General features: G+C 64.3%; 19 protein-coding genes. 2 read left to right on the top strand and 17 right to left on the bottom strand.

Going from position 1 to position 24683, the window contains the following annotated elements; translation table 11 throughout:
- Positions 1-226: 226 nt before the first annotated feature.
- The 17 genes from QZL63_RS02590 to QZL63_RS02510 form a co-directional block, all read right to left on the bottom strand.
- Positions 227-880, bottom strand: a complete 654-nt coding sequence (locus QZL63_RS02590) for an acylneuraminate cytidylyltransferase family protein (RefSeq protein WP_022307779.1) — start codon at positions 878-880, stop codon at positions 227-229.
- A 76-nt stretch (positions 881-956) separates the two neighbouring features.
- Positions 957-1919: a hypothetical protein gene (locus QZL63_RS02585; RefSeq protein ID WP_022307778.1), complete on the bottom strand. Its 963-nt coding sequence runs from the start codon at positions 1917-1919 to the stop codon at positions 957-959.
- 222 nt (positions 1920-2141) lie between these two features.
- Positions 2142-2666 carry a translation initiation factor IF-3 gene (gene infC / locus QZL63_RS02580; RefSeq protein WP_022307777.1) on the bottom strand — a complete coding sequence of 175 codons (525 nt, stop codon included), beginning with the start codon at positions 2664-2666 and terminating at the stop codon, positions 2142-2144.
- A 185-nt stretch (positions 2667-2851) separates the two neighbouring features.
- Entirely contained in the window at positions 2852-4804 is a 1953-nt protein-coding gene (thrS, locus tag QZL63_RS02575; protein ID WP_022307776.1) for a threonine--tRNA ligase, read from the bottom strand.
- Positions 4805-4894: 90 nt separating this feature from the next.
- Positions 4895-5986: a 4-hydroxythreonine-4-phosphate dehydrogenase PdxA gene (gene pdxA / locus QZL63_RS02570; protein ID WP_022307775.1), complete on the bottom strand. Its 1092-nt coding sequence runs from the start codon at positions 5984-5986 to the stop codon at positions 4895-4897.
- Positions 5987-6137: 151 nt separating this feature from the next.
- Positions 6138-6881 (bottom strand): RNA methyltransferase, encoded by a 744-nt coding sequence (locus QZL63_RS02565; protein ID WP_022307774.1) that lies wholly within the window; start codon positions 6879-6881, stop codon positions 6138-6140.
- Entirely contained in the window at positions 6878-7801 is a 924-nt protein-coding gene (locus tag QZL63_RS02560; protein WP_022307773.1) for a ribonuclease Z, read from the bottom strand. Before QZL63_RS02560 ends, QZL63_RS02565 begins: the two co-directional genes overlap by 4 nt.
- 3 nt (positions 7802-7804) lie before the next feature.
- Positions 7805-8221, bottom strand: coding sequence for a hypothetical protein (locus QZL63_RS02555; RefSeq protein WP_022307772.1), 417 nt, complete (start codon positions 8219-8221; stop codon positions 7805-7807).
- 21 nt (positions 8222-8242) lie between these two features.
- Positions 8243-9163: a thioredoxin-disulfide reductase gene (trxB, locus tag QZL63_RS02550; RefSeq protein WP_022307771.1), complete on the bottom strand. Its 921-nt coding sequence runs from the start codon at positions 9161-9163 to the stop codon at positions 8243-8245.
- Positions 9164-9234: 71 nt separating this feature from the next.
- Positions 9235-10209 (bottom strand): WG repeat-containing protein, encoded by a 975-nt coding sequence (locus QZL63_RS02545; RefSeq protein WP_022307770.1) that lies wholly within the window; start codon positions 10207-10209, stop codon positions 9235-9237.
- A 2-nt stretch (positions 10210-10211) separates the two neighbouring features.
- Positions 10212-11069, bottom strand: coding sequence for a VWA domain-containing protein (locus QZL63_RS02540; protein WP_022307769.1), 858 nt, complete (start codon positions 11067-11069; stop codon positions 10212-10214).
- Between the two features lie 7 nt (positions 11070-11076).
- Positions 11077-12810, bottom strand: coding sequence for a DUF4954 family protein (locus QZL63_RS02535; protein WP_022307768.1), 1734 nt, complete (start codon positions 12808-12810; stop codon positions 11077-11079).
- Between the two features lie 42 nt (positions 12811-12852).
- Positions 12853-14016, bottom strand: a complete 1164-nt coding sequence (locus tag QZL63_RS02530) for a WG repeat-containing protein (RefSeq protein ID WP_022307767.1) — start codon at positions 14014-14016, stop codon at positions 12853-12855.
- An 88-nt stretch (positions 14017-14104) separates the two neighbouring features.
- On the bottom strand, positions 14105-14650 hold the full coding sequence (locus QZL63_RS02525; protein WP_022307766.1) for an FKBP-type peptidyl-prolyl cis-trans isomerase: 546 nt from the start codon (positions 14648-14650) through the stop codon (positions 14105-14107).
- 235 nt (positions 14651-14885) lie between these two features.
- Positions 14886-17714, bottom strand: coding sequence for an aminomethyl-transferring glycine dehydrogenase (gene gcvP, locus QZL63_RS02520; RefSeq protein WP_022307765.1), 2829 nt, complete (start codon positions 17712-17714; stop codon positions 14886-14888).
- A gap of 30 nt (positions 17715-17744) precedes the next feature.
- Entirely contained in the window at positions 17745-19352 is a 1608-nt protein-coding gene (locus tag QZL63_RS02515) for a sulfatase (RefSeq protein ID WP_022307764.1), read from the bottom strand.
- A 24-nt stretch (positions 19353-19376) separates the two neighbouring features.
- Positions 19377-21047 (bottom strand): nucleoside kinase, encoded by a 1671-nt coding sequence (locus tag QZL63_RS02510; RefSeq protein WP_022307763.1) that lies wholly within the window; start codon positions 21045-21047, stop codon positions 19377-19379.
- Positions 21048-21132: 85 nt separating this feature from the next.
- Between QZL63_RS02510 and QZL63_RS02505 the strand changes: the two genes are divergently transcribed.
- Both QZL63_RS02505 and rpsA read left to right on the top strand, forming a co-directional pair.
- Positions 21133-22569: a bifunctional metallophosphatase/5'-nucleotidase gene (locus QZL63_RS02505; protein WP_441293885.1), complete on the top strand. Its 1437-nt coding sequence runs from the start codon at positions 21133-21135 to the stop codon at positions 22567-22569.
- Positions 22570-22749: 180 nt separating this feature from the next.
- Positions 22750-24558: a 30S ribosomal protein S1 gene (gene rpsA / locus QZL63_RS02500; protein ID WP_022307761.1), complete on the top strand. Its 1809-nt coding sequence runs from the start codon at positions 22750-22752 to the stop codon at positions 24556-24558.
- Positions 24559-24683: the final 125 nt, after the last annotated feature.

The raw sequence follows: 24683 nt of genomic DNA, 5'->3' as shown, positions 1-24683 counted from the left end.
CGATGGCCTCCTATCTGGCGGAGGTTGCCGAACTCTTTCGCGGACATGAGGTGCTGCGCGACTATGCCGCATGGCTCGGGGCGCGGATCGTGAATTGCACCCGCGGCTCGATGATCGATGCCTACGAGCGGCTCGATGATCCGCACGCCTGACCGTTCCCGTTGCACGGGAAAGGGACGACCTGCATGCACAGGTCGTCCCTTTTTTGTCGGGCGGAAACCGCCCCTTATTGGGGCAGCTTGCGGCTTGCGGCGATGATCTCGGCCATGGCGAAATCCTCCGGGTAGTCGATGTCCAGCCCCTCGATGCGGTCTACGACGGCCATCCAGGGCCGGTCGCCGATGCGGCGGTGGCGGCTGCACCACAACTCCCGCGGGAAGATGAAGAAGGCGCTGGTCTCGATGTAGACCGGTTCGATGGTCTGCGTGCGCGGAATGTTGTCGAGCGAGTAGTTGAGCGGCCGGCCGCCGTACCAGGCGAAGGTCTGGATGCGCTCGGCGCTGAATGCCGAGTCGTGCTCGCCCGAGCGGATCTTCTGCAGCGCCTCCGAGAGGGTTTCGGCCCGGATGAAGGGCGAGGTGGCGTGCGCCAGCACGTAGAGGTCGGCTTCGACCTGCGCCGTAAAGCTGTCGTAGATTTCGCGGCCGAGGGTCTCGTCGCGGTCGAGCGCTTCGCTGCGGCGCAGGAAACGCACCCCGTCGGGCAACAGATCGCGCACCCGTTCGTCGCTGCAGAAGACATATACCTCGTCGATCTCGGGCACCTGCATCAGCGTCCGGAGGATGTGGCACATCAGCGGGGAGCCTCCCAGCATGCGGAGGTTTTTGCCCGCGACACGTTGGCTGTTGAGCCGTATCGGTACGAAAGCTACGGTTTTCATGCGTTCGGTTTTTCGTATTGGGCGGCCCGTTTCGTCGCGGTGTCGCGGCGTCGGAAGCCGTTTTGGTGGTTTGGTGTCATTGTACGAGCAGATTGCAGCCTCGGATCTCGGCATGGTCGATGCGTCCCTCGATGACGAACGATCCGTCGGGAGCGACGCTCCCGACGTCCTGCGTCTGGATGAAGGCGCACGACCACCGGTTGGCCAGGTCGGTGATGTTCAGTCCGCCGCGTGCCCCCGCCGGCAGCAGTTTGAAGGGGTCGTTCACGTCGCGGGTCGCAACGCGCATCCAGGCCGGGCAGCGGAAGCGGTTCCCGCCCTGGGAGTAGGCCTGCGACGTCAGCTCCGCCATGCCGTACTCCGAATGGATCTCCCCGACACCGAAGGCCTCGCAGAGGATGCGGTGGAACTCCTCCTTGGGCAGCTCCTCGCGGTAGCCCTTCATGCCGCCGGTTTCCATGACCACCGTGTCGTGCAGCTTCGGGGCATAGCGTTCGGCCAGATCCCACAAGGCGTAGCTTACGCCCAGCAGGATCTTGGGCTTCGGGTCCGCGGCCATGTCGCGCAGCAGGGTCTCGTAGTCGTCGAGGTAGAAGCCGCCCGAGCCGCAGTCGCCGATCAGGCGGTCGGCCATGTAGACCAGCGATGAGCCCTTGCGGCGCAGGTAGTTGGGCAGCAGGGCGTAGAGGCTCCAGCGTGCCGGATCACCGTAGAAGGTGCGGAACGAGCCGCGGAAGGCCTCCTCGTAGAGGGCCAGCGAGCGCATCGGATGGCGCGAGGGCACCATGCCTGTCGTAGCGCTCGAGGTGAAGACCGCCTCGGGCGGCGTCGGTGCGCAGTAGATCTCGTGGCTCTTGAACAGCTCGATGGGCAGTGCCGGGATGTCGCATGCGCGGCGGACCTCATCCGGCCGCACGCCGATGAGGCGGAGGTACTCGCAGTAGGGCGGGCACGTCGCGGCCTGCCGGTGGAACGTTTCGAGCGCGGCGGCCTCGAACGAAGCTGCGTCGGCGATGCGGAAGATGTCGTTGTCTGTCATTCCCGGAGTTCGGTTTGCGGGATCCGGCGGACGGTTCGGTCCGCCTGCCGGAACACCGTAGCAAAGATACGAAAAATCCCGGACCGGGCAATACGGAGGAGGCTCCCGGCTGCGGAACGGCGGCAGGTGGCGGTAAAAACGGCGCCGCTGCGAAGTTCCTGTCCGGAACCTGCAGCGGCGGCTGTTGTCGGTTGTCGCAACCGGTCCTGTGGGACTGTGCGGTTACTTTTTCGACTTGGGTGCGAGCATCATGTTCATCTTCTTGCCGTCGAGCTTGGGCATCATCTCCACCTTGGCCACCTCCTCGAGGTCGGTGGCGAAGCGCAGCAGGAGGATTTCACCCTGCTCCTTGAAGACGATCGAGCGACCGCGGAAGAAGACATAGGCCTTGACCTTCGAGCCCTCCTTAAGGAAGTTCATGGCGTGCTTGAGCTTGAAGTTGTAGTCGTGGTCGTCGGTCTGGGGTCCGAAACGGATCTCCTTGACGGTCACCTTCGCCTGGTTGGCCTTCAGCTCTTTGGCCTTCTTCTTCTGCTGGTAGAGGAACTTCTGGTAGTCGGCAATGCGGCAGACGGGAGGATCTGCCTTGGGCGAGATCTCGATGAGGTCCAATTCCATCTCGTCCGCAAGGCGCAGAGCGTCGCGGATCGGCATGACCTGCGGCTGTTCCACGTTGTCTCCGACGACGCGTACTTCGGGAGCCGTGATCTGTTCGTTGATGCGGTGCGGATTCTCCTTTTCGGGCAATCTGCGTCCGAAGCGGTTGTCCGATGCCGGTTTCGGTCTGTTATTCCCGGGGTTGAACGGCCTCGGCGGGAATGGTTTCGGTGCTGCGATAGTTGTAAAGTATTAGTTAATATTAAATAATATGGTCTCCGCCTCCGTCACCCGCCCCGGACGACTCCGGGACGGGTGTTCGGCGGTGAGGACGGTTACTCCTTTTTCAAGCGGTTGGCCTCGACCTCCTGCTTGACGAGTCCCGAGAGGAAGTCGCGGAAAGCCTCCATGGTCATCTGGCCCTTGTCGCCTTCGCCCTGTGCGCGGACCGAGACGAGTCCTTCGGCCTCCTCCTTCTCGCCGACGATCAGCAGGTAGGGGATGCGCTTGAGCTCGTTGTCGCGGATCTTGCGGCCGATCTTCTCGTTGCGGTCATCGACCTCGGCACGCACGTCGCCGGCGTTGAGGAACTCCGAAACCTTGTGTGCGTAGTCGTTGAACTTCTCCGAGATGGGAAGCACGACGACCTGCTCGGGCGAGAGCCACAGCGGGAACTTGCCGCCGGTGTGCTCGAGCAGCACGGCCACGAAGCGCTCCATCGAGCCGAACGGCGCGCGGTGGATCATGATCGGGCGGTGGAGCTTGTCGTCGGCGCCCTTGTACGTCAGGTCGAAGCGCTCCGGGAGGTTGTAGTCCACCTGGATGGTGCCCAGCTGCCACTTGCGGCCGATGGCGTCCTTGACCATGAAGTCGAGTTTTGGTCCGTAGAAGGCAGCTTCGCCGTACTCCACGACCGTGTTGAGACCCTTCTCCTTGGCGGCCTGCATGATGGCCGACTCGGCCTTCTCCCAGTTCTCGTCCGAACCGATGTACTTCTCGCGGTTGTTCGGGTCACGCAACGAAATCTGTGCCGTATAGCTGTCGAACTTCAGCGTGCGGAAGATATAAAGCACGATGTCGATCACGCGCTCGAACTCCTCGAGCAGCTGGTCGGGGCGGACAAACAGGTGGGCGTCGTCCTGAGTGAAACCGCGCACTCGGGTCAGTCCGTGGAGCTCGCCCGACTGCTCGTAGCGGTAGACCGTTCCGAACTCGGCCAGACGGACCGGCAGCTCCTTGTACGAACGGGGCTTCGAACGGTAGATCTCGCAGTGGTGCGGGCAGTTCATCGGCTTGAGCAGGTACTCCTCACCCTCGATCGGGGTGTGGATCGGCTGGAAGGAGTCCTTGCCGTACTTGGCATAGTGGCCCGAGGTGACGTAGAGTTCCTTGTTGCCGATGTGCGGGGTGATGACCTGCTGGTAGCCGTACTCCTTTTGCACGTTGCGCAGGAACTGCTCCAGACGGTCGCGCAGTGCGGCGCCCTTCGGCAGCCAGAGCGGAAGACCCTGGCCCACGCGCTGCGAGAAGGTGAACAGTTCGAGGTCCTTGCCCAGCTTGCGGTGGTCGCGCTTCTTGGCCTCTTCCATCATCTGGAGGTACTCGTCGAGCATCGACTTCTTGGGGAACGAGATGCCGTAGATACGCGTGAGCATCTTGTTCTTCTCGTTGCCGCGCCAGTAGGCTCCGGCCACGGAGGTCAGCTTGATGGCCTTGATGTAGCCCGTGTTGGGAATATGCGGGCCGCGGCAGAGGTCCGTGAACGCACCGTTCGTATAGAAGGAGATGGTACCGTCCTCGAGGTCCGTGATGAGCTCGACCTTGTACTGGTCGTCCTTTTCGGTGAAAGTCTTGAGGGCTTCGGCCTTGGGGACCTCGCGGCGGATGAGCTGCTCCTTGTTGCGGGAGAGCTCCTGCATCTTCTGTTCGATTCGCGGGAGATCGGCTTCGGTGATGGGCGTCGGGGAATCGACGTCGTAGTAGAATCCGTTCTCGATGGCGGGGCCGATGCCGAACTTGATGCCCGGGTAGAGGTTCTCGAGGGCCTCGGCCAGCAGGTGCGACGACGTGTGCCAGAAGGCGTGCTTGCCCTCGTCGTCGTCCCACTTGTAGAATTTGACCGAAGCGTCGGCTTCGATCGGGCGCGTCATGTCTACCGTCGCGCCGTTTACCGAGGCCGCCAGCGAGTCAGCAGCTAAACGAGGGCTGATGCTCTCCGCGATCTGGTAGGCGGTTGTCCCTTCGGCGTACTCCCGTACCGATCCGTCGGGGAAAGTGATTTTGATCATAAAAATTGGATGAATTAAGTTTTCGGGGCCTTCGGCGCTTCCACAATTACGAGACGGAATACGCCTCCGGTTTGCCCTTTGTTTTTCTCTTTACTCCTTTTCGGTCTGCGGCAGCTCTTTGAGAGAGACGTCGCGCGAGCTCTTCTCGCGTTCGGCGCGCGGCAGGGGGTTGCGGGTCCATTCGGCCCAGGCGCGGCGGCGCTGCACGACGTCGATGGCCGTGTAGATGGCGTTGCGCATCGACTGCGCGTCGGCGCGGTCCTGTCCGGCGATGTCGAACGCCGTGCCGTGGTCGGGCGAGGTGCGTACGGCCGTAAGCCCTGCGGTGAAGTTCACGCCGTCGGGCGAGAGGCTCTTGAACGGAGCCAGTCCCTGGTCGTGGTACATGGCCAGGATGCCGTCGTAGCGGGCGTATCCGCCTCCGGCGAAGAGCCCGTCGGCAGCGAAGGGACCGAAGGCGAGGATCCCCTTGTTGAAGGCCTCGACAATGGCCGGGCGGATCGTCTCCTCCTCTTCGCGGCCCAACAGCCCGCCGTCGCCGGCATGGGGGTTGAGCGCCATCACGGCGATGCGCGGCTCGACGATGCCGAAGTCCTCGATGAGCGAACGCCGCAGGGTCTCGAGGTCGCGGACGATCTTCTCGCGCGAGATGCTCCGGGCGATCTCCGAAACGGGAATGTGTTTGGTGACGAGCCCCACGCGCAGCACGTCGCTGCACATGATCATCATCGGCTCGCCTCCGAATGCCTCTCCGAAGAACTCCGTGTGGCCCGTGTGGCGGAAATCGTCGCTCTGGACCGTCTCCTTGTCGAAGGGGGCGGTGACCACGGCGTCGATATGCCCGGCTTTCAGATCCTCGACGGCGGCGCGCAGTGCCTCGACGGCGGCGCGGCCCGCTTCGGGCGTGGGCTTCCCGGGCTCGACGGCGGCGACCTCTCTGGCCGTCACGAGATTGACCTTCCCGCGGCGGGCTTCGGCGGCCGAGGCAGCCGGGACGAATGCGACGGGTTCCGCATCGCGGAGCGTATTTCGGTAAAAGGCGGCGGCTTTCGGCGATCCGTAGACGACCGGAGTGAAGAGTTCCGTCATGCGCGGGTCGCCCAGCGCCTTGAGAATCACCTCCCAGCCGATGCCGTTCGGATCACCCTGCGTGATGCCTATCTTGAGTCTGTGTTCCGACATAGTCGTGTGTGTTTCAATTTACAAAAGTACAAAATATTCAGAATGTGCAAACAGTTTGCACGGCGAATTGCGCGAAAAAAGTGCGGAGACGCCGGTCTCCCGGCGCCTCCGCATTCCGATGTGCGGGTCGCGTGCCCGGTGCGGCGGGCGGTCAGCTGAGCGCTCGCCGGCGGAACTCCGAGCAGACGATGCCCGTCGCCATGGCGACATTGAGCGATTCGGAGCCCTCCCTTCCGGCCGGATACGGGGGAATGAAGAGCCTTCGGGTGACCGTCCGGGCGACCGCGTCGGTCACGCCGCGTCCCTCGTTCCCCATCACGATGATCCCGCCCGGCGTGAGGTCGGCCGAGTAGATGTCTTCTCCGTCGAGGAACGTACCGTAGACGGCCACGCCCCGTGCGGCGGCTCCTGCGAGCAGCGGCGTGAGCGGTGCGTAGTGGATCCGTACGCGGAGGATGGCCCCCATCGTCGCCTGCACCACCTTGGGGTTGAAGCAGTCGGCCGAACCCTCGGAGCAGACGATGTCGCCGATTCCGAACCAGTCCGCGAGGCGGATGATCGTCCCCAGGTTGCCGGGGTTCTGCACCTCGTCGAGAGCCAGCGTAAGGCGGTTGCCGAGGTGCTCCGCATCGAGCCTGTGGCGGGGAATCTCGACGAGGGCCAGCGAGTTCGAGGGTGTCTTGAGCTGCGAGATCCGCTCCATGTCGCGCGGGGAGACCGTTTCGGTCTCCGGACCCTCGAAGAGCCCCTCGAGGGCGAAGATCCTGCGCACGCGGAGGTGCGAGGCGCGCAGCTCGCCGATGAGCTTTTCTCCCTCGGCGATGAAGAGTCCGTGTTCCGCGCGGCCGCGTTTGTCGGCCAGTGCGCGGACGAGTTGTATTTCGGCTTTGGTCATGGTCGCTTTTCGATGGTGAATGTGGTCCCCTCACGGGCGGCATAACTCTCGGGGAAGAGCGTCCGGGCCTCCTCGACCAGCTGTCCTTCATCCTTGTAGCGCGACGAGTAGTGTCCGATCACCAGCCGTCGGGCTCCGGCCTTCAGCGCCGCCTTTGCGGCATCGGTTGTCGTCGAGTGCCCCCGATCGCGGGCCGAGCGCTGTTCGGCAGCGGCATAGGTCGCCTCGTGGTACATCAGATCGACGCCCCGGCACAGCTCCGCGGCTTTGGCCGAGAAGTTCGTGTCCGAGAGGTAGGCATACGACCGCGGCGCATAGGGCCGGTAGGTCAGCATGCCGTTCTCGAGCTCCGTGCCGTCGTCGAGCCGTACCGCCTCGCCGCGTTTGGCCGCGGTGATCTGGGCGATCGAGAGGCCGTACTTCACAATCTGGAACTTGTCCACGTTGAGCGGCGGCTCCTTTTCGCGGAAGAGGAATCCGGCGCACGGCACCCGGTGGCGCAGCGGGATGCTCCACACCTCGAGCGTGCGGTTCTCATACAGCAGCGCGTGTTCGGTGGTCCGCACCTCGTGCCAGAGGACCTCGTAGGGCAGCTCCGTGTTGAAGTAGCGCAGGTGGCTTTCGAGAATCTCGCCGAAGGGGGCCGGGGCGAAGACGTCGAGCGGCGTCCGGCGCCCGTAGAGCCCGAGGGTCGAGATCAGCGGGAAGAGCCCGTAGACGTGATCTCCGTGCAGGTGCGAGATGAATACGGCGCGGAGCTTCAGCGGGTTGATGCCGTAACGGACGAGCTGCTGCTGCACGCCTTCGCCCGCATCCACGAGGTAATACTGCTCGTGGATGTTCACCGCCTGGGCCGACGGATGCCGGTCGGGCGTGGGCTTGGCCGAAGAGCTGCCGAGTATGGTGACCGCAAAACTCATGGGTTATTGCCGGAATTTGATGAGGGTCGCTTTGAGCTGGTACGAGACTGCGGCATCGCGCTTGGTTGTGGCCGTGCGGGTGCTGCTGCCGTCGCCGTTCTTCTCGATGTGCTCGGTGGTCGTGTAGGTCGGGTTGGATACCGACTGTCCGATGCCTTCGAATACCACGGCATCGGCCCCCTTTTCGCGGGTCCGTTTTTCGATGGCTTTCTGTGCATCCTCAAGGTTGCCGAAGAACTGGGGTGTGGCCGTCATGTGTCCCATGGTTTCGTAGTCGCCGGGGACATCGTTCCAGCTGAAAAACAGTTCCGGATTATCGGTTGCCGGATAGGCCTTGCCGATGTAGGTGGTCTCTACGGCGCATGAGCTCAGGGCGCAGGCGGCACTCAGGATACTTGCAAGGGTGGGGATGTGTTTCATTGAACCGTTTTTGGGGGGGGGTTATCGCAGCAGGAAGCGTTCGCAGTCGAGTGCGGCAATACAGCCCGAACCGGCGGCGGTGATGGCCTGGCGGTAGTGGGGGTCCTTCACGTCGCCCGCGGCGAAGACGCCCTCGACCGAGGTCTTCGAGGTGCCCGGCTCGGTGCGGATGTAGCCTTCGGCATCGAGCTCGAGCTGTCCGGCGAAGAGCTCCGTGTTGGGATGGTGACCGATGGCGAGGAAGAAGCCCGAGATGTCGATCGTGCGCTCCTCTCCGTCGTTCCTGCGCAGCAGGGCGCCCGTTACGCCGGAGTCGTCGCCCAGCACCTCGGCGGTGTTGTGCTCGAAGAGCACCTCGATGTTCTCCGTGCGGAAGACTCGCTCCTGCATGGCCTTTGAGGCGCGCAGGTAGGGCTTGCGGACGATCATGTAGACCTTGCGGCACAGCGAGGCGAGGTAGGTGGCCTCCTCGCAGGCCGTGTCGCCGCCGCCGACGACGGCCACGTCCTTCTTGCGGTAGAAGAACCCGTCGCATGTGGCGCAGGCGCTGACTCCCTGTCCGCGGAACTTCGTCTCGGAGGGCAGCCCGAGGTACTTGGCCGAGGCTCCCGTGGCGACGATCACCGCCTCGGCCTCGAGTTCCGTCGTGCCGTCCACGGTGACGTGGAACGGGCGGGCCGAGAGGTCGATCTTCGTGATCTGGCCCGTGCGGATCTCCGTGCCGAACCGTTCGGCCTGGCGGCGCAGGTCGGCCATCATCTGGTTGCCGTCCACGCCTTCGGGGTATCCCGGGAAGTTTTCGATTTCGGTGGTCGTCGTGAGCTGTCCGCCCGGCTCGATGCCTTCGTAGAGCACCGGCTGAAGGTTGGCACGCGAGGTGTAGATGGCGGCGGTGTACCCGGCGGGTCCGCTGCCGATGATCAAAACTTTTACCTTTTCCATTGTATTCGTTTTTTTGTGTTGTTGTTCCGTATGTTGTGGCGGAAAACTCTCCGCCCGGGTGTGCCCGTCGTTCAGGCTTCGGCCTCGATGTCCCCGAATTCGGTCAGCCGGTGCCCGAGGTAGTCGAACAACGCCCAGCGGCCGTCGAGACGCACGCGGACGATGCTCTCCGCCGGGTCGTAGTCCACGATCTCGTAGCGGGGCGGGATGACGTAACGGCCCTCGCGGTCGATGAGTCCCATGCCCGTGTCGGTCTCCACCTCGGCGCGGCCTTCGTGGAAATCGCCGGCCCAGCGAAACCGGGCGGGGATGACCTCCCGGTTCTCCGTATCGACGAATCCATAGCCGCCTTCGTCCTCGACGCAGACCAGCCCCTCGAAGATGTGGCTCACCCAGCGGTGGCCGTCGAAGCGGGGCAGGGCGGTGTAGGAGGCCATCGCGTCGGAGAGCGTTTCGGTGCCGGCCGAGAGCCGGATCCGCTCGAGCAACGCCTCGAATGCCGCATCGTCGCTGCCCGGCGTCCCGAACCGGGCGTCGTGGTAGCGCAGCGGGACGAAGCGGGTGCCGGTCCAGCGCAGGTTCTCGGGCCGCAGGTTGTTGTGCGAGAAGCCCAACTTGCCGAGTCCGTCGCGAAGTTCGCCGAGCGCTTCGGCCAGCCGTTCGGCCGGTACGGTGTGCAGCGCCTCATCGAAGGTGCGCCCTTCGGGCAGCCGCTGGAGGATGAGCAACGTGGCGCGGGGGACGCCCGAGGCATCGACCCAGCGGAGTTCGTCGGGCAGGATCCGGTATTCGGTGAGCAGTTCCGTGTTGAGGCGGGCTGTCTGCGAGGCCGTGCGCTCCACGGCGGCGAGGGCTGCCGGCGAGAGGGGCATGAAGAGCAGCCAGTGTGCTCCGTGCCACGAGATTTCGGCCTCGGCGAAGCGGGTGGTCCGCATCAGGCGGGGCATGCCGTCTGCGCCGGTTGCGGCGCGGGCCTCCGTAAGGGTGGCCAGCGACAGGTCGGGCGTCTGCAGGGCCTGCCGGAAGATTCCGAGCGTAGGGGTCATGGCTATTCGGTTTTGACGCTGATGGAGCCGATGTTGAGCATGGCGACGAGCTGGTCGGCCGAGGCGTTGTAGCTTACGCCGCGGAAGGGCGGCAGGGCTCCGGGTCCCTTCGCCTCGCGGATCGCCGCCTCGAAGACTTCGGGCATGATGCTCGAACAGTCGCAGAGCAGGGCGGCGTAGCGGTTCGGGTAGGCGCTCTCCTCTTCCGAGGGAAAGAAGACGCTGCGTCCTTCCGCATCGGCGGCGATGTGGATGTTGATCAGCAGCACCTTCCCGTCGGCGGTGCCCAGATCGCGAATCTGCCCGGCGACGGTGCGCAACTCCTTATCGTCGCAGTCGGTTGCCTCGCCGTCGGTGATGTGGAAAACGACGGGCGGGAAACTTTCGGCGTGTGCCGGGTCGGCACACCATGCGGCCGCCAGGTCGCGGATGCGGCGCAACGCCTCGCACATCGGAGTCTGCCCGACGGCGTGGGGCTCGATCCAGGTCGGGACGGTCACTTCGCGCAGGGCAATGCCGCCGTCGGGCAGCCGGCACTCGACCGCAGTGCGGCGCAGGGTCGGGGCGATTCCGGCCAGCTCCGTCACGGAGACCATCTCGCGGCCTCCGGGCAGGAGCGGGTAGACCTCGTCGTCGCCCGAGTAGCCGACCAGGGCGATGTCGTAGTAGTCGCGGACGCCGTCGCTGCGGCGGGCCCGTTCGATGAGCTCGAAAAGCAGCTCGTTGGCGACGACGGCCACGGCTTCGGCCTTGGTCGAAGCCCGTCCCCGGAAACGGATCTCTTCGGCCATCGACCCCGAGCCGTCGATGGCCAGCAGGAAGGCGGTGCGGTGCCGCCGGGTGATGCTTTGCGTATACATGGTGGTCTCAGGGTTCGTTCAGTCCGCGGACGGCGCGGTAGTCGGCCATGCGGTCGTTGTCGTCGCCGTCGAGTCCGTAGCTGACCGACAGCTCGGGGGCGCAGTCCCGTTCGCGGTCGGCGTCGGTCATGCGGCGGAGTGTGTCGGCGGCGTTGCGGCCGGCCGCGATGAAGTCGTTGAGCTCCCCGACCGACGGGGTGTGGCCCAGCAGGGCGGCGCAGGTCTGCTCGGCCCAGCTGTGGGCGTAGTCGCCGTAGTGGACAAAGAAGACGCGGAAGCGGTTGTCCACCTCGGCGGGGGTCGTCATCCGGCCCTCTTCCAGGGCGTCGAGCAGCGCCTCGACCTCGCGTTTGGTGACGTACTGGCCGGCGATATCGAGCCACCGGCCGCTTCCGTTGTAACGTTCGGACGATTCACCGCGGTCGAGCATCTGTCCCAGGGCGGCGACGATCGCCTTGTTGTACAGTTTCAGGCCGCGGCGGAGTGCCGCAGCGCGGATGACGGTCTTGTTGCAGGGGTATTCCGCAGCATCGGGATCCTGCTCCTCGAGGCCGTGGAGCGCATCCACGGCCTGCAGCATGGCCCCGGTGAGGTAAGGGTTGCAGGCCTCGAAGTTGATCGCGTCGCGTCGTACGGTCCGGCCGTTGCGTGCGGGCCACTTCTCCAGATCGCGCACGGTGCCGTAACTCGTCAGGTTGGCACCGGGCATGAGGAACGATCGCTCCTGTTTTTCGATCAGATACGAGAAGGGAAACGCCGAGGTGTCATGGTGGTGGGTGTGGTGCCCCATGACCATCGTGAAGGCACCCTCGAGGGCCGGCGACATGACATAGGCCCCGGAGGCGAACTTGCAGCCGCGCGGGTGCACGGCCTGGTGTACGGCGCCGCTCTTGAACAGGTGGTTGCTCTGGTTCGAGCCGCTGCCGGCGTTGAAGAACGAGAACATGCCGGCGATCAGCAGCGAGGATTTGTGGTGCGAGACGGTGTAGGGCCCGGCAAAGATCGATGCCGCCTCGCCGTTCTCGCAGTGGGAGTTGGCGAAGAAGAGCGATTCGGCGGCCGAAAATCCCTTGTCCAGACGGCAGTTCTCGCCCACGAAGCAGCGTTCGACCGTTGCCCCGTTGTCGATCCGGGCTCCTTCGGCCGCGATGAAGTCGTAGGCCTTGACATCTACGCCGATCCGGACGCCGTCGCAGAGCGTTCCGTTGCAGAGCATCGAGGCTCCATCGACGGTGACGTTGTCGCCGATGCGCACTTCGCGGATGAAGCGGGCGCCGACGATCCGGCAGTTGCGGCCCACCTCGCCCATCTCCGAGGTCCGGTTCCCGGCGTGCGCGTCGATCATACGTTCCAGGGCGGCGATGGCTTGCGGCCGGTGTCGGTAGACGGCCATCAGGTAGGCGATCTGGGCCGACATCGTATCGAAGATCTTCACGGTGCGGCCGCCGCATTCGTTCATCGTGGCTACCGGGACACCGTTGCCGAATGACGAGCGCGAGCGGCATTCGAGCGCCGTGACGCCTTCGACGAGCGATCCCTCTCCGATGCGGTAGTTGCTTACGCGCGAGCGGATCACGCGGGCGCCCGGGCCGATCTCGACAATCCCCTCGAGGCGGGCCTGGAGAAGCTGGTGCGGCCGAAAGTCCTCCGTCACACGGATCTGGGACCACGCCTCGGCCGAGTTGCCGAGCGCTTCGAGTGCGGCGATCTCTTCGGGGGTTGGATGTCTGAATGAAGCCATTGCGTCGATTGGTTAATCAGATGCAAATATAGGCAATTGGTGTCAATTCTCCAAGATGCGTCCCGACGGGTCGATTGCAGCCCTGCGGCCGTTGCGGATGATCTGCGCCCGGCCGTTGCGGAAGGGTTTCACGGCCTGGCAGCCGGGACACGAAAGGCGGGTGCGGCCCGCCGGGTCGATGTAGTGCCACGTCTGTCCGAGACGGACGGCTGCCAACCCTTCCGTGAAGTCGACCCCGTTGTCGTAGAGCGGCGGAATGACGACCTGACCCGCAAGGCGGAAGCCCCAGCGGCCCTCCCGCTCGAAGAGTTCGGGCTGTGGTCCGGCGGGGTCGGGAGTGCTCTCGGGGCGTTCTGCCATCCGGACGGCCTCCCGGAGCAACTCTCCGAGGCCGGGAAGCTGCGGGACGGGGGACTCCAGCAGGCGGGCGATGCGGTACTGCACTGCCATGCCGCGGAGTTCGAAGAGGGCGACGACTTCGCGATAGGCCGCCTCGCGGGGGATTCGGGCGGGGTTGAACAGCAGCCCGTCCGATCCGGCGTACCTTGCGCCCAGCCCGGGGTCGGCGGCCAGTGCATGGAGCGCCGTGGAGATCAGCGCCGCCGGGTAGTCGTCGATCCGCTCGTCGAACGTCTCTACCGTGCGGGCGGGGTGTTGGTAGGCCGCGGTGCCCAGTTCGGGGCTGCGCTCCCCGGCGAAGGCGGGGAGGAACATTGCGTCGAGGTCGATCGGGTGGAGCTGGCCCTCCGCCCCGACAACCAGGTTCTCGGGCTTCAGATCCCCGTGGGCCGTATCGTCGGCGATCAGCTCGGCGGCCAGCGCGTCGAAGCGCCGGGCCAGCTCCCCGAGGCGGGCCGCGTCGCCATCCGCGACGGCCCGGTCGATTGCCTCGCGGAGCGTCGGCCCCTCGATCCAGTCGGTCAGCACGACATCCGTCCAGAACCCCTTGTCCGGGGCGGTGTAGAGGAAGAGCTCCCGCTCGTGCAGCCGCTCTCCGTAGATCTCGCGCAGGTGGCGCATCGGCCGCAGGAAGCAGCGCAGGACCATCCGCCGGCCGCCGCAGCGGACGCGGAAGACGGCGGCCGAGTTTCCGACGGCGTGAACGGGGCGCCTGTCCGCACCGCTTTCGGGCTCCAGACCGTCGAGCGTCCGCAGCAGTCCGTGCGGATCGTCGAGCGAGAAGAGGTATTGGCCGAGGGTGTACATCGTACGAGGTCGGTTACGGAAGACGGGACCGTTCCGAAGAAGGTCCCGTCCTGTCGGTTTGGGGCCGGGAGTTCCCGGCCGGTGCGGTTTAGTGGCAGTTGCAGTGTCCGTGTCCGTGATCCTCGCAGCAGCCGTCGTCGCAGCCGTCGCCGCACGAACCGCAGGAGCAGTGGCCCTGCAGGTCCTCGGGCGTGACGTCGCGCACCGAGACCACCTCGACCTCGAAGTTGAGGGTCTTGCCGGCCATCGGGTGGTTGAAGTCCATCTTGACGTGCTCGTCGCCCACCTCCTTGACGATGCCCATCATGCGGTTGCCCTGGGCGTCGCTCATGGGCACCTGGCTGCCGACGAAGAGGATGTCCTCGGCCAGCTTGCCGTCCACCATGAAGATGTTCTTCGGCAGGTCCACGATCGCCTCGGCGATCAGCTCGCCGTAGCCGTCCTTGGGCTCGAGCGTGAAGGCTACCTTCTCGCCGGGCTCCTTGCCTTCGATGGCCTCCTCGAACTTCGGGAGCAGCATGCCCGTGCCGAAGATGAATTCGAGGGGTTGTCCCGGGCGCGACTGGTCCGCGATCTGTCCGTCTACGGTGAGCTTGTAGTCCACACCGACCATTTTGTTCTTTTCTACTTTCATACGTGTATGTTCTGTTTTGTTGTTGTGTTTCCGTGCATTGCCCCCTGCTTCCCTCCTCGGCAGACCGGCGCCGGCGGGCATATCCCGACAAAGATAAGCACTTCGGGGCGAGTTGCCAAATAATCGCCCGAAATAATCGTGCCGTCCGGAGCGTAAGGGGCTCCCGGGGATGAAAAAGCGGGGACCGATGCTCCGGTCCCCGCTTCGGGATTCTGCTCCCGGCCGCAGGCCGGGGTTACTCGCAGTTGCGGCAGCAGAGGTTGCGGTCTCCGTAGCCGTTGTCGATCTTGGTTACATAGGGGAAGAACTTGGCGTGGCGCACCCATTCGAGCGGGAAGGCGGCCTCCATGCGCGAGTAGGGGTGTCCCCACTCGCCGGCCAGTTCAACGGCCGTATGGGGAGCGTTCACCACGACGTTGTCGGCCTCTCCGACGGCTGCCTCGCATTCGCGCTTGATCCGGACGAGGGCCTCGATGAAGCGGTCCATCTCCTCCTTGGGCTCCGACTCCGTGGGCTCGACCATCAGCGTCTCGTGCACGGGGAACGAGAGCGTCGGGGCGTGGAAGCCGTAGTCCATCAGGCGGTGGGCGATGTCGCCGCAGTCGATGTTGTACTCCTTCTTGAAGTGCGTCAGGTCGAGGATCATCTCGTGGCCCACGCGGCCCGTTTCACCCGAGTAGTAGGTGCGGTATTCCGACTTGAGGGCTGAAGACATGTAGTTGGCATTGACGATGGCCATCTCGGTGGCGTGGCGCAGCCCCTCCTCGCCGAGCATCTTGATGTAGCCGTAGGTGATCGGCAGCAGCATGGCCGAGCCCCACGGAGCCGACGAGACGGCCGTGATGCCCTCTTCGCCGCCCGTAGCGACGATCGGGTGGGTCGGCAGGAACGCCTTGAGGTGTTCGGCCACGCAGATCGGGCCGACGCCCGGGCCGCCGCCTCCGTGCGGCATGGCGAAGGTCTTGTGGAGATTCAGGTGGCAGACGTCGGCCCCGATGTAGCCGGGGTTGGTCAGTCCCACCTGGGCGTTCATGTTCGCACCGTCCATGTAGACCTGTCCGCCGGCGTCGTGCACGGCATCGACGATCTCGCGGATACGGCTCTCGAAGACGCCGTGCGTCGAGGGGTAGGTGACCATCAGTCCGCACAGCTCCGAGGCGTGCTCTTTGGCTTTGGCCTCGAGGTCCGCCACGTCGATGTTGCCGTTCGCGTCGCAGGCTACCGTGACGATCTTCATGCCGGCCATGGCTGCCGACGCGGGGTTCGTACCGTGGGCCGATGCGGGAATCAGCACCACGTTGCGGTAGCCCTGGCCGCGGCTCTGGTGGTAGGCGCGGATGACCATCAGGCCGGAGTATTCGCCCGCGGCGCCCGAGTTGGGCTGGAGCGAGCAGGCGGCAAAGCCCGTGATCGTGGCCAGGTCCTTTTCGAGCTCGGCGATCAGCTCCATGTAGCCTTCGGCCTGATCGGCCGGGGCGAAGGGGTGCATCATCTGGAAGCCGGCCAGCGAGAGCGGCTGCATGAGCGCCGCGGCGTTGAGCTTCATGGTGCACGATCCGAGCGAGATCATCGAGTTGGCCAGCGAAATGTCGCGCAGCTCGAGCGTCTTGATGTAACGCATCAGGGCGCTCTCCGAGCGGTAGCGGTTGAAGACCGGTTCGGTCAGGTAGGCCGACTGGCGGCGCAGCGAAACGGGAATCGTCTCCTCGCCGGCGGCGGCCTTCACGGCCTTGGCCTTGCGTCCCTTGGCGGCGCTGAAGATACCGATGACCGTCTCGATCTCGGCGGGGGTTGTCACCTCGTCGAACGACATGCGTACCGAACCCTCCGACGGATAGTAGAAGTTGATGCCGGCCTCGAGCGCGAGCGACTGGACGACGGCCGCCTCGGCCTCGACCTCAAGCGTGTCGAAGAAGCATCTGGAGGCGAGCCGGTAGTCCATGGCCTCCAGGGCGCGGGCCACTGTCTCGGCGGCCTCGTGGGCCGTGCGGGCGGCACGGAGCAGCCCCTCGGGGCCGTTGTAGACGCAGTAGAAGCCGACCATCGAGGCCATCAGGGCCGAGGCCGTACAGATGTTCGACGTGGCGCGTTCGCGCTTGATGTGCTGTTCGCGCATCTGGAGCGCCATGCGCAGGGCGCGGTTGCCCAGACGGTCCACCGAGACGCCGATGATGCGGCCCGGCATGTTGCGCTTGAAGGTCTCGCGCGTGGTCATGTAGCCGGCCGAGGGACCACCGAAGCCCATCGGGGTGCCCAGACGCTGCGTGGAACCCACGGCGATGTCGGCTCCCCACTCGCCCGGAGCCTTCAGCAGGGCGAGCGAGAGCAGGTCGCAGGCGGCCGTGACGAGGGCCCCCTTGGCATGTGCCGCGGCGGTGAAGTCGGCGTAGTCGCGGATCTCGCCGTCGGCGGCCGGATACTGGACGATGGCGCCGAACTCCTTGCCCGAGAACTCGTAGTCGTTGTAGTCGTCGATGATCAGCTCGATGCCGAACGGTTCGCTGCGCGTCAGCAGCACGTCGAGCGTCTGCGGGAAGATGTTGCGGTCCACGAAGAGCTGGTTGCGCCCCTCCTTGACCGCCTCGCGCGAACGCAGCGCGAACATCATCAGCATGGCCTCGGCTGCGGCCGTGCCCTCGTCGAGCAGCGAGCAGTTGCCGATCTCCATGCCCGTGAGCGAGATGACGGCCGTCTGGAAGTTGAGCAGCGCCTCGAGGCGTCCCTGCGAGATCTCGGCCTGATAGGGGGTGTAGGAGGTGTACCAGGCGGGATTCTCGAAGACGTTGCGCGAGACGGCGGCCGGTACGGCGCACGGGTAGTAGCCCATGCCGATGAATGAGCGCAGGCAGCGGTTGCGGTCGGCCAGTGCGCGGATGTGGGCGGCGAATTCGTATTCGCTCATGCCCTCGGAGGGGAGGGCAAGGGGTTTCTTGAGCCGGATCGAGGCGGGGATGACCTGCGCGATCAGCTCATCGACCGAGCCGACGCCGATCGTGTCGAGCATCGCTTTCAGGTCTTCGGGGTGGGTGACGCCGATGTGGCGTCCGGAGAATTTGTCGAACATATTTTTGGATTTAGCTGTTGTGTCGGTCGGTTACTGTTTGTGTGTGGCGTTGCGGGCCGCCTCGTCGGGCCACGGGCAGGGTTCGCCCGTCGCACGGAACGAAGGGCGCTGTGCGTCGGCTTCGCGCAGCCGCTGCGAGAGGCGGCGCGCCAGGCGGCGGACCGTTTCGGGGCGCTCGGCAGCCAGGTCATGCTGCTCGCCGATGTCGTGCCGGATGTCGTAGAGACGCAGCCGGCCCGTCTCCCAGGTATAGATCAGGTGGTAGTCGCCCTCGAGGTAGGCCGAATAGGCTCCGTAGCCCTCCTCCTGATTCTGGGTCTCGCCCCACAGGTTGGGGAAGTGCCAGACGATCGGGCGCTCGTAACGCTTCCGGGGGTTGCGCAGCACCCCGGCGAAGCTCCGGCCATCGACCGTCTGCCGCGTGGTGCAGCGCCCGATGCCGGCCAGTTCGAGGATCGTCGGGAAGAAGTCCTCGATCATCACCGGCTGGTCGCACGACGTGCCGCCCGCGACGACGCCCGGCCACGAGACCATCATCGGTTCGCGGACGCCGCCCAGAAAGGCCGATCCCTTGCCGGCGCGTGCCGGATAGTTCGGGTCGCGGTTCTCGACACCCTGTCGGGTGTTGTTGAGTCCCTGTCCGCCGTTGTCGGACATGAAGAGGATGATCGTGTTGCGGGCCGTTTCGGGGTACTGCTCCAGAAAGTCGAGCAGGTCGCCCAGGCTCTTGTCCATCCCCTCGACCAGGGCGGCGTAGCGCGTCTCGCTCTCGTTGAGCGGGGCGTCGAACTGCCTGTCGTAGCGCCCCCGGTAGCGGGCAGTGAAGCGGGTGTCCTCGTCGTAGGGCGCGTGGACTGCATAGTGGGCCATATATAAGTAGAAAGGCTGGCGGCGGGAGACGGGCACCTTCAGCGCCTCGATCGCCTCGCGGGTCAGTACCTCGGTCAGGAAGAGATCCTCGCCGAAATACTTTTCGAGCCCGAGCACTTCCTGGGGCGAACCCTGTCCGAAATTCCGTTTTGCCAGATAGCTCCCGGGGGCGCCGTTGGCCCCGCCGGCGATATTGACGTCGAACCCCATCGCAAGGGGGTCGGCCCCGGCCGTGGTCTTGGCTCCGAAGTGGGCCTTGCCGCAATGGATCGTGTAGTAGCCGTTCTCGCGAAGCAGCTGCGGGAGCGTCGTCACGGGGGTGGCGTTTTGCGTGTTGTGCGCCGAGACGACGGTGTCGGGCTGGATGCCGTTCCAGTTCCAGTCGGGCAGCTCGAGCACGTCGCTCGAAGCGTCGGTCTGGCGCCCGTAGTCAAGTGTCCAGTTGGTCACGCGGTGCCGTGCGGCGTTCATGCCCGAGAGGATGCTGCAGCGTGACGGTGAGGAGACGGCGCAGGCGTAGGCCTGCGTGAAGCGGACGCCCATGCGGGCCAGCCGCTCCATGTTGGGTGTGTGGTATCGGTCGTTGAGCGGCGTGCGCTCGTCGTGGAAGGGCACCGAGGTGTCCTGCCACCCCATGTCATCGACCAGGAAGAAAAGTATGTTCGGCCGCGGGTCTCCGTTTGGGGCGGCGGCCTCCTTTTTCTCCCCGGCCGTTCCCTGTGCGGCAAGCGGCAGCGCGGCGAGTGTGAAGAGCAGGCGGTTGTTCATGAATTTCAGGCAGGTTGGCGCGGGTCAGTATTTGAAGCTGCTGCCGCCGATGAACTCCCGGAGAATCGACGTCGGCGGGATCTCGTCGGGGGCGATGGGGATGAAGTTGTCGAGGAACTTGAGCATGCGCCGCGCCTCGTCGTATTCGGGCACCGTGTCGGGTACTTCGCGGAGAATTTTCTCGGCGAAGGGCCGCAGGACCGAGATCTCGTAGAAGAGCGACGAGTTGAGCATCACGTCGGCATTCTCCTGATAGGGGAAGATGTGCTTCTCCTCGCCGCGGCGGACCGAGGCCCAGCGCGAGAGGGTGGCCAGCGCGTCGGAACCCCGCTGCGTGTAGTCGCGCGTCAGGCGGCGCAGCAGGCGGTTGTCCGTGGTGGCGATGCGCGAGAGGTTGTCCATCGCCACCGATGTGAAGCACGAGATGTAGATGCGGAACTTTTGCTGTTCGGGAATCGAGGGGGTCAGCCGCGGGTTGAGCCCGTGGATCCCCTCGATGATGAGGATCGACCGCTCGTCGAGCGTCAGCGGGGCGTTGTGCCACGTGCGGCGTCCGGTGATGAAGTTGTAGCGCGGGATATCGACGCTTTCGCCCTGCATCAGGCGGCGCAGGTGGTCGTTGAACAGTTCGAGGTCGATGGCTTCGAGCGCCTCGTAGTCGTAGTCGCCGTTCTCGTCCTTCGGGGTCTTCTCGCGATCGACGAAGTAGTCGTCGAGCGAGATCAGCACGGGGCTCAGTCCGAGCACGCCCAGGTGGATGCCCAGCCGTTTGGCCGAGGTGGTCTTGCCGCTCGACGAGGGTCCCGAGATGAGCACCACGCGGGTCCCGCGCGAGAGGTTCGCCTCGGCGATGGCGTCGGCTATTTCGGCGAATTTCCGCTCGTGGAAGGCCTCGGCCAGCTTGATCATGCCGCCGGCGTCGCCCGCGAGGACCTTCGAATTGACGTCGCCGACGGTCGGGACACCCATGATGCGCACCCACGACTGGTATTCGCGGAAGATGCCGAACATCTTGTCCTGATGGACATGGCGGTCCAGTCGGTCGGGCGAGGTGCGCGGCGGGAGCACCAGATAGAAGCCGTTGTAGTAGGGCTCGATGTCGAACAGCCGGATGTAACCCGTCGAGGGGGCCAGCGAACCGTAGAAGTAGCCGGCCGTGTCGGCCAGCGTGTAGAGGTCGCTGTAGAGTCGCGGGCGCGAGTCGAGCAGGGCGATCTTGTCGGCGAAGCCTTCGGCAGCGTAGCGGGCGCGCACCTCGCTGGTCAGGGCCTTGCGCCGTTCGATGGGCAGGTCGCCGGTCACGATCTCCCGCATGCGTGCCTTCAGGGCGTCGGTCTCTTCGCGGGAGAATTCGTCGATGCCTTCGATCTCGCAGTAGACGCCGCTCTGTCCCAGCGAGTGGCGGATGTGGAGCGTCCGGTCGGGATAGAGGTCCCGGACGGCCTTCTGGAGAATGAACCAGGCCGTGCGCTGGTAGACGCGGATGCCTTCGAACGAGGTGATGTCCACGAAGCGGATCGTCACCGGGGTGTATATCCTGTAGTTCAGTTCTTTGATGCGGTTATTCACGAAAGCGGCCAGGAACGGGTATTTGCCCGGGGTGAGCCGCTCCGCGATCTTCTGCAACGTCGTTCCCATCGGCACTTCCAGCTCGCCGCCGAGGTTGTCGCAGATGATTTTGATCGTATCGCTCATGGATCGAGGTTTTGCTTTATGCTGTGTAAAGGTAGAAATTATTTGTAACTTTGGCAACTCGGAAAGCAGTTTGTAAAAGCCTATGATGAAAAGATGGACCCGTTCGGCCCTGCTCGCCCTGATGCTGGCGGCGGCCGCCTGCTCGCCTCGCGAGCAGATGCTCGTGCTGTTGTCCACGAACGACATGCACGCCAGAATCCAATACTTCCCGCAACTGGCTGCAGCCGTCGCCGCCTGCCGCGATACGGTGCCCGGGGCGGTGCTCGTCGATGCCGGCGACCGCTGGACGGGCAATGCCTACGTCGATCTGGCCCCGACGCCCGGCATGCCGGTCATCGCGTTGATGAACCGGCTCGGATACGACGCGGCGACGCTCGGCAACCACGAGTTCGACCGCGGGCAGGCCTTCCTCGGCCGCATGATCGACAGCATGGATTTCGAGGTGGTCTGCGCCAATGTCGTCAGCGACACGTGTACCTTCCCGTCCCTGCCGCCCGTCACCGTCATTGAGCGTGACGGGGTGAAGATCGGCTTGGTCGGTGCGGTGACCAACTACGAGGGCCCGGGCCATCCGGCCGGAAATGCCTCGAGTTTCGAGGGGCTGCGTTTCCCCGACCCGCAGCAGCGGGCCATGGAGGTCGGTGCCGAATTGCGCCCGAAGGTGGACGTGCTGGTACTCCTCTCGCACATGGGCGACGACCGCGATGCCGAACTGCTCGGACGCTGCGGCCTGTTCGACGTGGTGATCGGCGGACATACGCATGTCGAGTGCGATACGGTGATCAACGGTACGCTCATGACCCAGACGGGGAAGAACCTCTCGAATGTCGGTGTGACGACAATCCGTCTGCGGGGAGGAAAGGTCGTGGGGAGTGACTTCCGGATCGTGCCGCTGGCCGGTTATGAGGCAGACCCGGAGTATCGAGCCGAGGTGGAGCGCTATTATGCCGACCCGGAGTTGAACCGTCCGGTGGGCGAATTCGCCCGGCCGGCCGACGGCTGGGGCGTTGCCAACTGGATGGCCCGTGCGGTGGCCGACAGGGCGGGTGCCGAGGTGGGCTTCTATCATGTGGGCGGTGTGCGGATCGATTCGATCCCGGCCGGCGGCATGAGCACCGCACGGGTATATGACCTCGAGCCTTTCGGGACCGAGATTGCCGTGATGCGGATGACGCCAGCCGACATGCGGCGCATGATCCTTACCAAGTACAACGATACGGAGAACCGCAAGGAGGCCCACCGGATCGATCTCATCTCGACAACTCCCTACGAGATCCTCGTCGATGTGCGAGACAGCGCCTTCGATGTGCGTTTCCCGCAGTTGCGCGAGGGACGCGGCTATCGGGTAGCCCTCAACGACTATGTCTTTAGGAACTACCGCGACCTGAACGGATCCGACGGGCGGATTACCGGAGAGAAGGTGGCCGGCGTACTGCTCGGAGAACTCGACGGAAAGTCGCCGATCGAGCCCGACAACCGCCCGCGGCAGCGCATCGTCCGTGCCGGAGCGAACCCGCGTTGAGCCGGCTTCGGACGCACTCCGCGGCAGAAGGACTGAAAAAAGACTGAAATTTTTGATTTTCAACGAAAAAGATATATCTTTGCAGTCCCGCGCGCGTACACGTCGTGTGCGTCGGTGCGGGTATGAACTTAATTATTAACCGTTTAACGAGCGATTGTATCGCAAAATTCAATTTCCACAATGGAAGAAGTAAAGAACGTGGTCGCAAACGAGAATTTCGACTGGAACGCCTTCGAGAACGATCTGGGCGTGTACGATCAGCCCAAGGAGCAGATCACCGAGGCTTATGACAAGACGCTTTCGAACGTCGCTGTCGGCGAAGTGGTCGAGGGTACCGTAACGGCCATCACCAAGCGCGAGGTGCTGGTGAACATCGGCTACAAGAGCGAGGGCGTGATCCCCGTATCGGAGTTCCGCTACAATCCCGATCTGAAGGTCGGTGACAAGATCGAGGTCTACGTCGAGTCGGCCGAGGACAAGAACGGCCAGCTGGCTCTCTCGCACAAGAAGGCCCGTCAGCTCAAGAGCTGGGATCGTGTCAATGAGGCCTTGGAGAAGGACGAGATCATCAAGGGTTACATCAAGTGCCGCACCAAGGGCGGCATGATCGTCGATGTCTTCGGCATCGAGGCCTTCCTCCCCGGTTCGCAGATCGACGTGAAGCCCATCCGCGACTACGACATCTATGTAGACAAGACCATGGAGTTCAAGGTGGTGAAGATCAATCAGGAGTTCCGCAACGTGGTCGTTTCGCACAAGGCCCTCATCGAGGCCGAGCTCGAGGCCCAGAAGCAGGTCATCATGTCGAAGCTCGAGAAGGGTCAGATCCTCGAGGGTACCGTCAAGAACATCACCTCCTACGGCGTATTCGTCGATCTGGGCGGTGTGGACGGTCTGATCCACATCACCGACCTTTCGTGGGGCCGCGTGAACCACCCCGAGGAGATCGTTTCGCTCGATCAGAAGATCAACGTTGTGATCCTCGACTTCGACGACCAGAAGAAGCGTATCGCCCTGGGTCTGAAGCAGCTCACCCCGCATCCGTGGGAGGCTCTCGATCCCAATCTCAAGGTCGGCGACAAGGTCAAGGGCCGTGTCGTTGTCATGGCTGACTACGGCGCATTCGTCGAGATCGCTCCGGGTGTAGAGGGTCTGATCCACGTATCCGAAATGTCGTGGAGCCAGCACCTGCGTTCGGCCCAGGAGTTCATGAAGGTCGGTGACGAGGTGGAGGCCGTTATCCTGACCCTCGACCGTGAGGAGCGCAAGATGTCGCTCGGCATCAAGCAGCTGACGCCCGATCCGTGGGAGAACATCGAGACCAAGTACCCCGTCGGCACGAAGTGCACGGCCAAGGTGCGCAACTTCACGAACTTCGGCGTATTCGTCGAGATCGAGGAGGGCATCGACGGCCTGATCCACATCTCGGATCTGAGCTGGACCAAGAAGGTGAAGCACCCGGGCGAGTTCACGCAGGTCGGTGCCGACATCGATGTGGTCGTACTCGAGATCGACAAGGAGAACCGTCGCCTCTCGCTGGGCCACAAGCAGTTGGAGGAGAACCCCTGGAACGGCTTCGAGGCTCAGTTCCCGGTTGAGAGCATCCACGAGGGTACGATTACCGAGATGACCGACAAGGGCGCCGTTGTCGCTCTGGGCGAGAACATCGAGGGCTTCTGCCCGGCCCGCCAGCTGGTCAAGGAGGACGGTACGACCCCGAAGGTGGGCGACAAGCTCAACTTTAAGGTGATCGAGTTCTCGAAGGCCACCAAGCGCATCACCCTCTCGCACCTGCGCACCTACGACGATGCACGTCGTGAGGCTGTTGCTGCCGAGAAGGCTGAGAAGCGTGCTGCTGCCGATGCTACGAAATCGACCGTGAAGAAGATCAACGCTTCGGTTGAGAAGACGACGCTGGGTGACATCGCCGGCCTGGCTGCTCTGAAGAGCGCCATGGAGGCTGCCGCCAAGAAGGAAGACAAGGAGTAACTTCCCGCAGGGGGAGTGATCCCGAACCGAGGGCCGCGGACGGAAGTCTGCGGCCCTTTTTTATGCCTTGCTGGAGCGGAGTGTTGGCGGGGAATGCTTGAGATCGGCTGACGGTTGGGCGGGGT

Origin of the sequence: Alistipes sp. CAG:268 (genome assembly GCA_000434235.1) — a bacterium.
GTDB lineage: Bacteria > Bacteroidota > Bacteroidia > Bacteroidales > Rikenellaceae > Alistipes > Alistipes avistercoris.
This window is presented reverse-complemented; position numbering and strand designations above follow the sequence as displayed.